Genomic DNA, 15,255 nt, shown 5'->3' on the forward strand with positions numbered 1-15,255 from the left:
GCTTTTCTGTGGGAGCTGGCTTGCCTGCGATGCAGACAACTCGGTTTTTCAGATGCACCGAGGCGAGGCCATCGCAGGCAAGCCAGCTCCTACAGTTGGACCGTGCCCGCTCTGGCTTTTGATTTTGATTTTGCCTTTGCTTCACACCACTCAAGCCGGCCTGTAGGCCGCTGTGCTGTTGATCTGCTTTTGATCTTGATCTTAGGCGCCCCGTTAAACCACGCTGGCCGAACGCAGGTAGTACGGAGCGGGTAAACCGGCAGGACGCCGGTTTAGCCGCGACGGGGCAGGGACGCCCCGTCGCGGCGGCCCGCGGAGTAGTACCGGAGAGAGGGCACACCGAGCCTGAGCGAGGTGCCGAGTGGTGGGGCAAGAGCGTTTTGCTTACTTTTGCGCTGTTCAAAAGTGAGCCGCTGTAAGAGCGGAACCATAGGCGGCCGTTACCTGAATAACGGATAAACACACCCACCCAGCTCCACATTTTTGATAAGCGTATGTCAGGCGTGTACGCGAACCCACACGCTGACCAACACCGTAGCCGCCATCAACCACGCCACTGCCGCCACAGCCAGCGAAGCCTCCAGCCGCATCCGGTCGACCATCACATACAACGTCGCCAGGTACACAAAGTACGGAATGATCGACCACATCCCGAACACGATGGTGGTCTTCAAATCCTCCACCGAACGGCCCTTGCCGACGATGTAATGCGCGATCAGCGCGAACGTCGGAAACAGCGGCACCAAGCCGGCGATGTAATAGTTCCTGGTCTTGGCCAACGCCGCCAGGATCAGCACGACCCCCGCGCCCAATGCGGCCTTCAGCAATAAATCCACAATGCGCTCCTAGTGGCTCAGCCCGTATTTCTTGACCTTGTCGAACAGCGTGGTCTTGGCCATCCCCAGTTCCTGGCTGGCCTGGGTCAGGTTGCCGCCGCTGCGTTGCAAGGCGTCGTTGAGCAGGTTGCGCTCGAAGGCTTCCACCGCTTCGGTGAACGCCAGGCCGTGGTTGCCACTGCTGGCGCCGCTCTTTTTGAACGCCGGCAAGCCCAGGGCAAAGCGCTCGGCGACGTTGCGCAGTTCACGCACGTTGCCCGGCCAGTCGTGGCTCATGAGGTTGGACAGGGTCTGGTTGTCGAGGTCCGGTGCGGTGCGGTCGAAACGCAGGGACGACTGCTGCAGGAAGTGTTCGAACAACTGCAGGATGTCTTCACGGCGTTCCCGCAGTGGCGGCAGTTCCAGGGTCACCACGTTGAGGCGGTAGTACAGGTCGCTGCGAAACTGGTTGGCGCGGCTCAGGTCGTCGAGGTCGGACTTGGTGGCGGCGATCACCCGGCAATCCACCGCCACGCTCTGGTTCGAGCCCAGGCGTTCCAGGGTGCGTTCCTGCAACACCCGCAGCAGCTTGATCTGCAGGTTCATCGGCATGCTTTCCACTTCGTCGAGGAACAGCGTGCCTTCGTGGGCGTGTTCGATCTTGCCGATGCGGCGTTTGCCGGCGCCGGTAAACGCGTTGGCCTCGTGGCCGAAGATTTCGCTTTCGAACAGGTTTTCCGGCAGGCCGCCGCAGTTCAAGGCGACGAACTGGTGGGAATGCCGGCGGCTGAAATCGTGCAGGCAGCGGGCGACCAGTTCCTTGCCGGTGCCGGTCTCGCCTTCGATCAATACGTTGGCCGAGGTGTCGGCGACGTTGGCGATCAGTTCCCGCAGGTTTTGCATGGCGGGGGAGCGGCCGATGATCCGGCCTTCCAGGGAATCGCGCTCGGCCAGTTGCCGGCGCAGCGACCAGACTTCCCGGGCCAGGCCGCGTTGTTCCAGGGCGCGGCGGGCGACGTCCACCAGGCGCTCGGGGGAGAAGGGTTTCTCCATGAAGTCATAGGCGCCGTTGCGCATCGCGCCCACGGCCATGGAGATGTCGCCGTGGCCGGTGATCAGCACCACCGGCAGGCTTTTATCCAGGGCTTTGAGCCGGGTCAGCAGCTCCAGGCCGTCGATGCCCGGCAGGCGGATATCGCTGATGACGATCCCGGCGAAGTTTTCACCGACCCGGGTCAGGGCCTCTTCGGCGCTGGCCACGCCCACGCTGGGAATGTCTTCCAGGGCCAGGGCTTGCTGGCAGCCGAGCAATACATGGGGGTCGTCTTCGACGATCAGGACGGTCAGGTCGGTGGTTTTTTCTGCGTTCATTTCGACTCGACTTGTTGAGGGTTCACCAGCGGCAAACTCAGGACAAAGGCAGTACCACCGCTGGCCGGGTGCTCGACAGCGAGGTTGCCGCCGGTGGCGGCCGCGAGGCTGGCCGAGAGTGTCAGGCCCAGGCCCAGGCCTTGTTCGCCGGGTTTGGTGGTAAAGAACGGTTCGAACAAATGCTTGCGGGCCTCGGGGTCAATGCCGTGGCCGTTGTCGCGCACCTGCAGGCGGTATTTGCCGTCGACGGTATCGCCTTCCAGCCACAGCTCGGGGGCCGGTTGCGCCTGCATCGCGTCCAGGGCGTTGCCGATCAGGTTGACCAGGATCTGCTCCAGGCGCGTCTGGTCGATCTGCAACTGCGCACTGCTGAAGTGGCGATGCACCGTCAGTGGCAGGGTCTCCAGGCGGCTGCCGAGGATCTGGAACGTGGCGTCCACCGCCTTGCCCAGGCTGGCTTCACCCTGGTCGTCGCCGCGCCGGGCAAAGGAGCGCAGGCTGGCGGTGATGCGGCCCATGCGGTCGATCAGTTCGTTGATGGTCTTGAGGTTGGCACTGGCGGTGTCCAGGGCGCCACGCTCCAGGAAGCGCACGGTGTTGCCCGACAGGGTGCGCAACGCGGCCAGCGGCTGGTTCAATTCGTGGGCGATGCTGGTGGACATCTGGCCGATGGCGGCGAGTTTGCCGGCCTGTACCAGTTCGTCCTGGGCCCGGCGCAAGGTTTCCTCGGCCTGGCGCCGCTCGCGAATCTGGCTCTTGAGCCGTTCGTTGCTGGCTCGCAGGTCGGTGGTGCGTTCGGCAATCCGTCGTTCCAGCTGGTTGTTGGCTTCCTGCAAGGCTTCCCGGGCGGCGAGGCGGGTGGCAATCACCTTGCGCCGCTCGTTCCAGGCGATCAGCAAAAACGCCACCAGGGCGAAGGCCACGGCCACCAGGATGCCCTGGTTGATGGCGGCCCGGCGCAGGTCATTCAGCGGAGTCAGCAGGGTGAAGTTCCAGGGGGTGTCATTCAGCGGGCGGGTCTGGGCCAGGTAGCTCACCTCATGTTCGTCTGCCACCACTTCGCTGTTGGCCGGGAAGGTCAGCTTCTCGGTGCCTTCGTTGAGGCGCTCGCGGGCCAGGGGTTCCAGCTCGTTGAGTGTCGCCCAGTAGTATTGAAGGCTGTGGGCGAGGCGGTCCTTGGTGTCATCGCTCAGGGGGCGCACGGACTTGAGGCGACGGGCCGGGTCGCTGGAGAGAATGATGATGCCGTTCTCGTCACTGACGAAGGCCTCCAGGCGCGCCCGCTGCCAGCGTTCTTCCAGCGCTTCGAGGCGCACCTTGACCACGGCCACGCCGATGATCTTGCCGTGTTCTTCCAGGCCATGGGCCAGGTAATAGCCGGGTTCGCCGTTGGTGCTGCCGATGCCGTAGAACCGGCCGGGCTGGCCGCGCACGGCATTCTGGAAATAGGCACGGAAGGACAGGTCTTCACCCTGGTAACTGTCGGCGTCGCGCCAGTTACTGGTGGCCAGCACACGGCCGGTGGTATCCATCACGTAGATCGCCCGGCTGCGACTGCGCCGGTTCAGGCCTTCGAGGTAGTCGTTGACGGTTTTGCGGGTTTCCTGATTCGGGTCGGCCAAGAGCCTGGAGACGCTGGATTCCAGCTCCAGGAGGCTGGGCAGGTAGGTGTATTTGCTGAGTTCGCTCTCGACGGTGCGGGCGTGCAATTCCAGCTGGCGTTCGCCGGTGTCGGTGAGGGTGCGGATCCCATAGAACTCGCTGATCCAGAAGCCGACGTAACCCAGTCCGATCATCAGGGCGATGATCAGCGGCGGCAGGAACAATTGGCGAATCAGACGAGGCTTCACGGCAAGTGATGGCGGCGCGGCGCGAAAGAGGTTGGGGTCGCATTTCATCACAGATGCCTTGGGTCAACCAGAGCTGCCAGCTTGCGCGGTCCCGTGTGGGAGCAGGCTTGTGTGGGAGCCGGGCTTGCCCGCGATGCAGGCGCCTCGATGTGTCAGTTACACCGAGGTGATGCAATCGCAGGCAAGCCAGCTCCCACACAAGCCTGCTCCCACACAAACCCGGTTTTCACTGGGGAGCAGTGGTGCTTTTAGTGCTGCAGGATTTTCTCAAGGAAGTGCTGCGCACGCTCGGAGCGGGCGCTGATGTCGCCGAAGAACTCCTCTTTCGGGCAGTCTTCGATGATCTTGCCGGCGTCCATGAAGATCACCCGGTCGGCTACCTTGCGGGCGAAACCCATTTCGTGGGTCACGCACATCATGGTCATGCCTTCGTGGGCCAGTTGCACCATCACGTCGAGTACTTCGTTGACCATTTCCGGGTCGAGGGCCGAGGTCGGTTCGTCGAACAGCATGACGATCGGGTCCATGGCCAGCGCACGGGCAATCGCCACACGCTGTTGCTGGCCGCCGGAAAGCTGGCCCGGGTGCTTGTGGGCGTGGGCCGACAGACCGACGCGCTCCAGCAGTTGCAGGCCCTTCTTGGTGGCTTCTTCCTTGCTGCGGCCCAACACCTTGATCTGCGCGATGGTCAGGTTTTCGGTGATGGTCAGGTGCGGAAAGAGCTCGAAGTGCTGGAACACCATGCCAACGCGCGAGCGCAGTTTCGGCAGGTTGGTCTTCGGGTCGGCGATGGAGGTGCCATCGACGACCACGTCGCCTTTCTGGAACGGCTCCAGGGCGTTGACGCACTTGATCAGGGTGGACTTGCCCGAGCCGGACGGCCCGCACACCACGATCACTTCGCCTTTTTTAACCTCGGTGCTGCAGTCGGTCAGCACCTGGAAGTCGCCATACCACTTGTTGATATTCTTGATAGAGATCATACGGCAAACCTTTTTTGCAGACGCTTGACCAGCAGCGAGGCGGAAAAGCTGATGATGAAGTAGACGACACCGGCGAAGATCAGGAACTCATTGGAGCGGCCAATGATGTCGCCGTTGGAGCGGGCGGAGTTGAGGAAGTCCACCAGGCCCACGGTGTAGACCAGCGAGGTGTCCTGGAACAGGATGATCGACTGTTGCAGCAGCAACGGGGTCATCTTGCGGAACGCCTGGGGCAGGATGATCAGGCGCATGGTCTGGCCGTAGGTCATGCCCATCGCTTGTGCGGCGGCCATCTGGCCCTTGGGGATCGACTGCACGCCGGCCCGCACGATTTCACAGAAGTACGCGGCCTCGAACATCATGAAGGCCACGACGCAGGAGGTGAACGCACCGATCGGGGTGTCTTCGCCGGTGATCCAGCGCAGCACGAACGGCACCGCCAGGTAGAACCAGGTGATCACCAACAGCAGCGGGATCGAGCGGAAGTAGTTCACGTAGGCGCCGGCCAGGCGTGACAGCAGTTTGCTGGACGACAGGCGCATCAGCGCGAGGATTGTACCCAGGACGATGCCGCCGACCACGCCCATGACCATCAACTGCAAGGTCATGACCATGCCGTTCCACAGGCCCGGGATGGCGGGGATGATGCCGCTGAAATCGAAGTCCATTATTTACCCCCCACGGAGATCAGGCCGGGCACGGCGACTTTCTTCTCGACCACGCGCATCAGCAGCATCAGGCTCATGTTCAGGGTGAAGTAGATCAGCGTGGCCAGGGTGAAGGCCTCAAACAGGTTGGCCGAGAACTCGGCGGTCTGTTTGGTTTGCGCCAGCAATTCCATCAAGCCGATCAGGGACGCCACGGAGGAGTTCTTGAAGACGTTGAGGAATTCCGAGGTAAGCGGTGGAATGATGATCCGGTAGGCCTGGGGCAGCAGCACGTTCCAGTAGATCTGCGGCAGCTTGAAGCCCATGGCGCGTGCGGCGGATTCCTGGCCACGTGGCAACGCCTGGATGCCGGTGCGCACTTGTTCGCACACACGGGCGGCGGTGAACAGGCCCAGGCACACGACAACGCTCAGGTAGGCCGAGGTGGTCGGGTTGAGGTCTTGTTTGTACCAGTCTTGCAGGTTCTGCGGCAGCAGGTCGGGTATCAGGAAATACCAGATGAACAGCTGAACCAGCAGCGGTACGTTGCGAAACAGTTCCACGTAGCAGGTCGCGATGCCCGATACGATGCGGTTTGGCACGGTGCGCATGACGCCCAGAATGGACCCCAGCAGCAAGGCGATAATCCATGCCACGACGGCGATGGCAATGGTCCAGCCCAAGCCGGCGATGTACCAGTCGAGATAAGTCTCGCTGCCCACGCCGGTGGACTTGAAGAACACGCCCCAGTCCCAGTTGTAATTCATTAGGGTCTCCCCTCGAGATCGATCGATGTACAAGCACCCGCTTGGGGAAGATCCTTTCCCGCCCGGCGGTGAACGCCAGGCACACGCGATCGGCTCGAAAACCGCCAGGTCGAGTGTTCCAAAATAAAAGCCAGCAGGTAGTAACAGACGCCTGAGGGAATGTTGGCTCCCTCAGGACATAAGCTTAGTCAGGTATCAGATTTTTACGTCAGGCGCTGGCTTGTCGCTCGGAGTGGCGATCAGGTCCTTCACCTTGTCGCTCATCGGGAAGTTCAGGTTCAGGCCTTTAGGTGGAATCGGGCTTTCAAACCACTTGCTGTAGATCTTGTTGATCTCGCCGGATTTGTACAGGCCGACAATCGCGTCATCCACGGCTTTCTTGAAGGCCGGGTCGTCTTTACGAACCATGCAGGCGTAGGCTTCGAAGGACTGTGGAGTACCGGTGATTACCCAGTCATCCGGCTTCTTGGCCTTGGCTTCTTCACCGGCCAGCAGGGCGTCGTCCATCATGAAGGCAACGGCGCGGCCGCTTTCCAGCATCTGGAAGGATTCGCCGTGGTCCTTGGCGGAGATGACGTTCATGCCCATCTGCTTGTCAGCGTTCATCGCCTTGATGATGCGCTCGGACGTGGTGCCCGCGGTGGTCACGACGTTCTTGCCTTTCAGGTCAGCGAAATCGCTGTAGGACGGCTTGCCATCCTTGTCTTTCTTGACCAGGAGGCGGGTGCCGATTTCGAAGATGTTGACGGTGAAGTCGACTTGCTGGGCGCGTTCGGCGTTGTTGGTGGTGGAGCCGCACTCGATGTCCGCGGTGCCGTTCTGGATCAACGGGATACGAGTTTGCGAGGTGACCAGGTTGTACTTGGTCTTCAGGTCGGGTTTGTTCAGGTCTTTTTTCAGGGCTTCAACGATAGCCAGCTGAATGTCGTGGGAGTAGCCCACGGGTTTGCCCGAACCATCCGCGATGTAGGAAAACGGAATGGAGCTGTCGCGGTGAGCGAGAGTGATGGTGCCGGAGTCGTTGATTTTCTTCAGCGTGCCGGTGAGCTCGGCGGCGAAAACTGGAGTGCTGATCAGAGCAGCAGCGATAGCTGCGCCCAAAATATGGGGAACGATACGCATCAATACTTCCTCGACATTTGTTTTTTTTATGAGACCGGTTGGACGGCCACGTTTTTATATAAACAGTACTGCGAAAGCCTGAGACGGCTCCTGAGGCGCCTCAGGCAATCGCCTACGAGTGTAGAGCATGAGTCGTGCCAGACCAGGAATAAAAGGTTAACTGCATGATTTATATGGCGATTAAGTTTATGTGACGAGTTTTTTAGGCAGGTGAGGTCCGGCAAACCGAATAGCCGGAGGCATGGCGTTCGGAAAACCGAATGGCGGAACACGCCGGTATCGCCCATGAAAAAGCCCCGGGAGTGTGGGGCCCGGGGCTTTTTTGGTGGGGCGCTGTCAGAACGTGTAGTCGGCCGACACCACCGCTGCACGGCCATCGCCAGGCACCGCCCAGCCGTTGTTACGGATGCGGGTCAGGTACTCCTTGTCGAACAGGTTGTTGATGTTCAACTGCAGGTTCAACTGTTTGTTGACCTTGTAGCCGAGCATCGCACGTTGCACCGCGTAGCCCGGCGCAGTCGGTGCCCCGGCGGCGCTGACCAGGTACTGTTTGCTCTGCGCGGTGATGCCGTAGCCCACCTGGAAGTCGTAGGGCAGGTCGTACACCGTCCAGAGACTGGCCGCATGTTTGGGCGTGAACGGCAGCGGCTCGCCTTTCTGCGCGTCGAAACCGGTGGTTGCCAGGGTGTAGTCGCTGGCACTGCGCAATACGCGGGTGTCCAGGTAGGTGTAATTGGCGAACACCTTCCAGCGGTCGGTTATCGCGCCGCTCAGGCCCAGTGCGACGCCATCTGCACGCGCTTTGCCGTCGAGGGATTGAGTGCCGCTCAGGTTGGTTGGGTCGTTATCGGCGACTTTGTAGTTGGTGCGGTCATTGCGGAAGATCGCGCCGGTGACCGACAAGGCATTGTCGAAGAAGTCCCACTTGGTGCCGATCTCATAGCTGACGGCGGTTTCCGGGGCGACGTTGCAGTTGTTGGTGGCGATGCCTGAGCTTTTGGCCGGGGTGTAGCAACCGCCATTGACGCTGGCTTGTGACGGCGTCTTGCTGTTGCCGTAGGCGATATAGACGCTGCCGTTTTCCGCCGGTTTGTAGACCAGCGCCAGGCGGTAGGATGTCAGGTCATCCGCTTGGCCGTAGCGGGTGCCGGGCGTCTCCACTCCGGTGCTGGAGTAAGCATTGGTCACCGAACTGCCGGCGTTGTGCTCGTAACGCAAGCCGCCGTTGATTTCCCATTGCGGGCTGAGCTTGAGCGTGTCGAAGGCATAGGCGGCGCGGTTGTTCAGCGCGCCATCGACGTGGGCCGCCCGGGTGAAGTTGACCGGGCCGGTCCATTCGGAATTCGGATCGCTGTAGCTGACCGGTGGCGGGATTATCGTGCTGCCGTTGGCGTTGGTCAGCCACTTTCCGGTATCCGCCTCGTATTCCTCGCGGCTGATGGCAATCCCGGTCACCAGCGTGTGGTCGACAAACCCGGTGCTGAAGTGGCTGGTGACGTCGGTCTGGTTGGTGAACATCTTGTTCTGGGTGTTGCGCTCGTTGCCCAGTGAGCCGCCGCTTGGCTGGAAATAGCCTGGTTGCAGGCCCGCGGCGCACGGCGCGCCCGTGATCTGGGTGCCGCTGGCCAGGCAGCCGGCCTGTGCACCTTCGGGGCCGGAGGCGCGCAGGTCCTGGCGAACCCGCTCGACACGGGTGAAGTTGCGCACCGACACGGCGTCGTTGAAGTCGTGTTCGAGCTTCAGGCTGAACGAATCCGAAGTGATCTGCTGGTCATTGATGTTGTGGTAGCCGTAGAAATCGCTCCAGCCCACGCCCGGCATGGGTTTGCCGTTGTAGATGGGGATGCCGTATTGCGGTGTGTTGTCGTCTTTCTGGTGCTCGTAGCTGACGGTCACGCGTGTCGGCGTGCCCAGGCCAAATGCGATGGAGGGTGCAATGCCCCAGCGTGAGTAATCTTCATAATCGCGGCCTGGCACATCGTTACCATGGGCCATCAGGTTCAGGCGGAACGCGGTGGTGTCGTTGAGCGTCTGGTTGGTGTCCAGGGTGGTGCGCTTGTAGTTATCGGTGCCGATGCCGGCACTGATGGTGGTTTTGTCGCGTAATTCTGGCTGCTTGCTCACCAGGTTGATGGTGCCGCCGACCGCACCGGAACCGGAATACACCGAACTGGCGCCGCTGACGACTTCGACCTGTTCCAGGTTGAACGGGTCGGTGCGGCTGTACTGCGCGCTGTCGCGCACGCCGTCCACGTAGATGTCGCCGCTGGCGGAAAACCCGCGCAGGTTGATGCTGTCGCCATACCCGCTGCCACCTTCGCCGGCACCGAAGGTGATGCCGGGCACGGTGCTGAGCACGTCGCGCAGGGTCAGCAGGTTCTGGTCATGAATGACTTCCTTGGGCACCACCGTAATGGTCTGCGGCGTGTCGCGCAGCGCCTCGGTGTACTTGGGGGAAGACGGAGCCACAGGGTTGTAGACGCTCTGGCTCGGGGCCTGGCCTTCGATGCTGGTCGCGCCGAGCTGAATGACCCCTGTGTTGTCCTCTGGTGCGGGCTCCGCCGCGTAACTGAATCCTCCCTGCGCAGCCACTGCCAAGCCCACTGCCGACGCGAGCATATGCCGCGATGAAAGGGGGGCAGAACTGATCCCGGTAGCCATTGAGTAGTCTCTTGTTGGTGTTAGTGAGATGCGATCGTAATTGATAAACGATCTCAAATGTAATACTTTGTAACCAAATAATTCATGAAACTTTTGCGGTCCTTGATCGCCACACGGGGCAGTCATGCAAAGTGCGCAGCCAGGCAGTGAGCCGTCTGATATCGGTGATAACCCGCGTGCCTATGTGCGGTGGGTGATGCATGCCGCTCAACTGGGTGATGCCGACGCACAGGCGACCCTGGCCCAGCTGCTGCTTGACGGTCGCGGCGTGCAGAAAGATGAGGCGCTGGCGCTGAGCTGGTTTCGCATCGCTGCACGGCAGCGCCACCCCATGGCGATCAACATGATCGGGCGCTGCCTGGAGAATGGCTGGGGCTGCACAGTCGACCTGGAAGACAGCGAGTTGCATTACCGCAAGGCTGCCGACCTGGGACTGGATTGGGGCATGTACAACTACGGGCAATTGCTGACACGCGGTCGGGGCGTGGAGCGAGACCTTGTTGCGGCCTATGAGCTGTTCGCTCGGGCTGCGGGCAACGGGCACGCCAAGTCGATGAACCTGTTGGGGCGGTTCCACCACGAGGGCGTTGTGGTGCCCAAGGATGTTCAACTGGCGAGGCAGTGGTACCGGCGCTCGGCCGAGGCCGGGGATTTCCGTGGGCAATACAACCATGCCTCGGAGCTGGCCGAAGACGGAGACGAAGCGCAGGCCTGCCTATGGCTGGAGCGGGCGCTCACAACAGCTACGCCGGGCTTTCTGCAGGCGGCGTATCCGGTGTTGGTGGGCTCTGCCCTCGCCGGGATTCGTGAAATGGGCCTGCGCTATCAGCGCCATCTGCAGGCATGAAAAAGCCCCTGGACCTTTCGGTGCAGGGGCTTTTTTACGGCGGGCTGATCAGGCGGCTTCGATCTTGCCGCGATTGTGCTCAACCTTGGACAGGTAACGCTGCACGTTTTCCTGTTCTTCCGGCGTGGTGAACAAGCCCAGCTTGCTGCGGCGCCACAGAATGTCCTGGGGGTGCGTGGCCCATTCTTCGGCGCACAGGTAATCGACTTCGCGGGTGTACAGGCCGCCACCGAGGTGGTCGCCCATGTCGGCCAGCGATTGCACGCCTTCCAGCAGGCGCCAGGTGCGGCTGCCATAAGTGGTGGACCAGCGACGGGCAATCTCGCTCGGCACCCAGTCGTATTTGCTGCGGATTGCATCGGCCAGGGCTTCTGGCGTGCTCATGTTTTCGCCACCGGGCAGGGTGGCCGTGGCAGTCCAGCTTGGGCGCATCTGGGTGAAGTACGGCGCCAGTTGTGCCATCGCCGATTCGGCCAGCTTGCGGTAGGTGGTCAGCTTGCCGCCGAACACCGACAGCAGCGGCGCCTCGCCCGAGGTGCCCGACAGCGCCAGGGTGTAGTCGCGGGTCACGGCTGACGGGTTGTCGGACTCGTCGTTGCACAGCGGACGCACGCCGGAATAGGTGTGCACGATGTCATCGCGGCTCAGCTGTTTCTTGAAGTGCGCGTTGACCACGTTGAGCATGTAGTCGGTTTCACCTTCGGTAATCGCCACTTTCGCCGGGTCGCCGGTGTATTCGCGGTCGGTGGTGCCGATGATGGTCAGGTGATTCAGGTACGGAATGGTGAAGACGATGCGCTGGTCTTCGTTCTGCAGGATGTGCGCGTGGGCGCCTTCATACAGCTTCGGCACGATCAGGTGGCTGCCCTGAATCAGGCGGATGCCGTAGGGCGAGTCCAGCTTCAAGTCATCCTTGATGAACTTGGCCACCCATGGGCCGGCGGCGTTTACCAGCGCGCGGGCACGGATCGAGAACAGGCTGCCATCGGCGCGCTCCATGTTCATTTCCCACAGGCCTTTACTGCGGTGTGCGCTGACGCAACGGGTCTGGGTGTGGATATGCGCACCCTTTTCCCGCGCGGCCATGGCGTTGAGTACTACAAGGCGGGCGTCGTCGACCCAGCAGTCGGAGTATTCGAAGCCTTTGGTGATTTCGCTTTTCAGCGGGCTGTCGGGGCCGAACTTGAGGCTCTTGGAGCCTTCGAGTTTTTCCCGCTTGCCCAGGTGGTCATAGAGGAACAGGCCGGCGCGAATCATCCACGCCGGGCGCAGGTGCGGGCGGTGCGGCAATACAAAACGCATTTGCTTGACGATGTGCGGGGCCTTGGCCAACAGCACTTCACGTTCAGCCAGGGCTTCGCGCACCAGGCGGAACTCGTAATGTTCCAGGTAGCGCAGGCCGCCGTGGATCAGCTTGCTGCTGGCGGAGGACGTGTGGCTGGCCAGGTCGTCCTTTTCGCAAAGGAATACCGACAAACCGCGCCCGGCTGCGTCTGCTGCGATGCCGACGCCATTGATCCCGCCACCGATAACGGCGACGTCATAGACTTCAGCAAGCGGTGGGGCAGGCAAGGTAGAAGGGTTCATCGGCTGGCCTCGCAATCTTTTTCGTATTGGAATTCGAACATAAATGTTCATTTGCGAAAATGGTAGCTCATAAACGCGGGCACAGCCAGTCCGTTTCGATTGAAAATACTGATCGAAGGGCGAATAAAGGAAAATTTGTGAACATCAGGGGGCAGGGCACCCCCTGTTTGGGCTTACACCACTTCCAGCCGAATCTTGTGCTGATTCAACAGTTGCACCAGCGCCGGAACCGGCTGCTGATCGGTGACTAAACAATCAATCAAACTGATCGGTCCCAAGCGAATCATGGCGTTGCGCCCGAATTTGCTGGAGTCCGCGGCCAGGATCACCTTGCGCGCATTGGCAATGATCGCCTGGGAAACCCGAACTTCCTGATAATCGAAGTCCAAAAGGCTGCCGTCTTCATCAATACCGCTGATGCCTACCAGGGCGAAATCGACCTTGAACTGGTTGATAAAGTCGACGCTGGCCTGGCCCACCACGCCGCCGTCACGGCGTACGTTGCCGCCGGTCAGGAGTACGTCGAAGTCGTCTTTGGCACTCAGCATCATGGCGACGTTGAGGTTATTGGTGATGATTTTCAGGTGGCTGTGGTTAAGCAGCGCACGAGCGATCGATTCGGTGGTGGTACCGATGTTGATAAACAGCGAGGCGTGATCGGGGATTTGCGCGGCAATCGCTTCGCCGATGCGCTGTTTCTCGTCGCGCATCTGGTCGGCACGCATGGCGTACGCGGTGTTTTCAACGCTGGAGTCATAGGCTGCGCCGCCGTGGTAGCGGCGCAACAGATTGGCTTCCGCCAGTTGATTGATATCGCGGCGGATGGTTTGCGGGGTGACAACAAAGAGCTGCGCCATTTCCTCGATACTCACATAGCCGCGTTCGCGGACCAGTTCGAGGATTTGTTGCTGGCGGGGAGGCAGATTCATGGTGCGTCCTTTGGGCTGCCGTAAAAAGTGGCCCATGATGACGCAGGAATCTGCTCCCTGCCAGTTGCAACCCTATGTGGGTCCGGCGCTTGGCTTATTCAGCGCCTTCGTGGGGTTCCCAGTCGCGGGTGCGGCTCACCGCTTTTTGCCAGCCGGCGTAGAGTTTTTCCTTCGCCGCTTCTTCCAGTTGCGGTTCGAATTGACGCTCGATCACCGCCTTGCCGCGCAGTTCGTCCAGGCTGCCCCAGAAGCCGCACGCCAGGCCGGCCAGGTAGGCGGCGCCCAATGCGGTGGTTTCGCGCATTTGCGGGCGTTCAACCTGGGTGCCGAGGATGTCGGCCTGGAATTGCATCAGGAAGTTGTTGGCGACCGCGCCACCGTCTACCCGCAGGGATTTGAGGCGTTCGCCGGAATCCTGCTGCATGGCGTCGAGTACGTCGCGGGTCTGGTAGGCAATCGACTCCAGGGCAGCACGAATGATGTGGTCCACGCGTACGCCACGGGTCAGGCCGAACAGCGCGCCACGGGCATACGGGTCCCAGTAAGGAGCACCCAGGCCGGTGAAGGCCGGGACCAGGTACACGCCGTTGCTGTCCTTGACCTTGCCGGCGAAGTATTCGGTGTCGGTGGCGTCGGCGATGATCTTCAGCTCGTCACGCAGCCACTGCACGGTGGAACCGCCGTTGAACACGGCGCCTTCCAGGGCGTAGGCCACTTCGCCGCGGGGGCCGCAAGCGATGGTGGTGAGCATGCCGTGCTTGGATTTCACCGCCTTGTCGCCGGTGTTCATCAGCAGGAAGCAGCCGGTGCCGTAGGTGTTTTTCGCCTGGCCCGGTTCCACGCACATTTGGCCGAAAAGCGCCGCCTGCTGGTCACCGGCGATACCGCCGATGGCGATGCCGCTTTTGGTGCGGCCGTAGATTTCCGAGGAGGACTTCACTTCCGGCAGCATTTCGCGCGGCACGTCGAGAATCTCCAGCATCTTCGCATCCCACTCCAGGGTGTGGATGTTGAAGAGCATGGTGCGCGAGGCGTTGGTGTAGTCGGTGACGTGGGTTTTGCCGCCGGTAAATTTCCAGATCAGCCAGCTGTCGATGGTGCCGAACAGCAGCTCGCCGTTACGCGCACGTTCGCGGCTGCCTTCGACGTTGTCGAGGATCCACTTGAGCTTGGTGCCGGAGAAGTACGGGTCGGTGACCAGGCCGGTGGTGTCGTTGATGTATTGCTCGTGGCCGTCGCGCTTGAGCTGCTGGCAGATCTCGGTGCTGCGGCGGCATTGCCAGACGATCGCGTTGTAGATCGGGCGGCCGGTGATTTTGTCCCAGACCACGGTGGTTTCACGCTGGTTGGTGATGCCGATGGCCGCGACCTGGTCATGGTGCAGGCCGGCTTGTGCCAGGGCCTCGACCATCACCGCGCTCTGGGTGGCGAAAATTTCCATCGGGTCATGTTCGACCCAGCCGGCTTGCGGGTAATGCTGGGTGAATTCACGCTGGGCGGTGCAGACCACGTTGGCGTCACGATCGAAGATGATCGCCCGGGAACTGGTAGTGCCCTGATCGAGGGCAATGATGTAGTTCTTATTCTGAATGTCGGTCATGTCGATTGCCTTGGACGGAGAATAGGGAAGTCAGTAAACAGCCTGGGCCGCAAAAGGGCAGTACGGCCCAGGCTAT

At 61.2% G+C, this 15,255-nt stretch carries 12 protein-coding genes; 1 reads left to right on the plus strand and 11 read right to left on the minus strand.

Going from position 1 to position 15,255, the window contains the following annotated elements; translation table 11 throughout:
* Positions 1 to 497: 497 nt before the first annotated feature.
* From P3C29_RS24330 to P3C29_RS24365, 8 genes are all read right to left on the minus strand, one after another.
* Positions 498 to 827 carry a GlpM family protein gene (locus tag P3C29_RS24330; RefSeq protein ID WP_177324997.1) on the minus strand — a complete coding sequence of 110 codons (330 nt, stop codon included), beginning with the start codon at positions 825 to 827 and terminating at the stop codon, positions 498 to 500.
* 18 nt (positions 828 to 845) lie between these two features.
* Positions 846 to 2,186, minus strand: a complete 1,341-nt coding sequence (locus tag P3C29_RS24335; RefSeq protein WP_088422911.1) for a sigma-54 dependent transcriptional regulator — start codon at positions 2,184 to 2,186, stop codon at positions 846 to 848.
* Positions 2,183 to 4,084: a sensor histidine kinase gene (locus P3C29_RS24340; RefSeq protein WP_169386203.1), complete on the minus strand. Its 1,902-nt coding sequence runs from the start codon at positions 4,082 to 4,084 to the stop codon at positions 2,183 to 2,185. The genes P3C29_RS24335 and P3C29_RS24340 overlap by 4 nt, the downstream gene beginning before the upstream one ends.
* 200 nt (positions 4,085 to 4,284) lie before the next feature.
* A complete protein-coding gene (locus tag P3C29_RS24345; protein ID WP_010170183.1) occupies positions 4,285 to 5,019 on the minus strand; it encodes an amino acid ABC transporter ATP-binding protein in 735 nt (244 codons plus the stop codon).
* A complete protein-coding gene (locus P3C29_RS24350) occupies positions 5,016 to 5,687 on the minus strand; it encodes an ABC transporter permease subunit (RefSeq protein WP_010170181.1) in 672 nt (223 codons plus the stop codon). Before P3C29_RS24350 ends, P3C29_RS24345 begins: the two co-directional genes overlap by 4 nt.
* A complete protein-coding gene (locus tag P3C29_RS24355) occupies positions 5,687 to 6,433 on the minus strand; it encodes an amino acid ABC transporter permease (protein WP_003208731.1) in 747 nt (248 codons plus the stop codon). Before P3C29_RS24355 ends, P3C29_RS24350 begins: the two co-directional genes overlap by 1 nt.
* Before the next feature lie 195 nt (positions 6,434 to 6,628).
* Entirely contained in the window at positions 6,629 to 7,555 is a 927-nt protein-coding gene (locus P3C29_RS24360) for a glutamate/aspartate ABC transporter substrate-binding protein (protein ID WP_010170177.1), read from the minus strand.
* A 336-nt stretch (positions 7,556 to 7,891) separates the two neighbouring features.
* Positions 7,892 to 10,216: a TonB-dependent siderophore receptor gene (locus tag P3C29_RS24365; protein ID WP_201125256.1), complete on the minus strand. Its 2,325-nt coding sequence runs from the start codon at positions 10,214 to 10,216 to the stop codon at positions 7,892 to 7,894.
* A 124-nt stretch (positions 10,217 to 10,340) separates the two neighbouring features.
* On the opposite strand from P3C29_RS24365, the gene P3C29_RS24370 reads away from it, so the two are divergent.
* Positions 10,341 to 11,063, plus strand: a complete 723-nt coding sequence (locus P3C29_RS24370) for a tetratricopeptide repeat protein (RefSeq protein WP_275965674.1) — start codon at positions 10,341 to 10,343, stop codon at positions 11,061 to 11,063.
* Between the two features lie 48 nt (positions 11,064 to 11,111).
* Here the strand turns inward: P3C29_RS24370 and glpD are convergent, their stop codons facing one another.
* The 3 genes from glpD to glpK form a co-directional block, all read right to left on the minus strand.
* Positions 11,112 to 12,650, minus strand: a complete 1,539-nt coding sequence (gene glpD, locus P3C29_RS24375; RefSeq protein ID WP_275965675.1) for a glycerol-3-phosphate dehydrogenase — start codon at positions 12,648 to 12,650, stop codon at positions 11,112 to 11,114.
* Positions 12,651 to 12,823: 173 nt separating this feature from the next.
* Positions 12,824 to 13,579: a DeoR/GlpR family transcriptional regulator gene (locus P3C29_RS24380; RefSeq protein WP_003208723.1), complete on the minus strand. Its 756-nt coding sequence runs from the start codon at positions 13,577 to 13,579 to the stop codon at positions 12,824 to 12,826.
* A gap of 94 nt (positions 13,580 to 13,673) precedes the next feature.
* Positions 13,674 to 15,179 carry a glycerol kinase GlpK gene (gene glpK / locus P3C29_RS24385; RefSeq protein ID WP_003208721.1) on the minus strand — a complete coding sequence of 502 codons (1,506 nt, stop codon included), beginning with the start codon at positions 15,177 to 15,179 and terminating at the stop codon, positions 13,674 to 13,676.
* Positions 15,180 to 15,255: the final 76 nt, after the last annotated feature.

Source organism: Pseudomonas sp. 1912-s, assembly GCF_029269205.1.
Lineage (GTDB): Bacteria > Pseudomonadota > Gammaproteobacteria > Pseudomonadales > Pseudomonadaceae > Aquipseudomonas.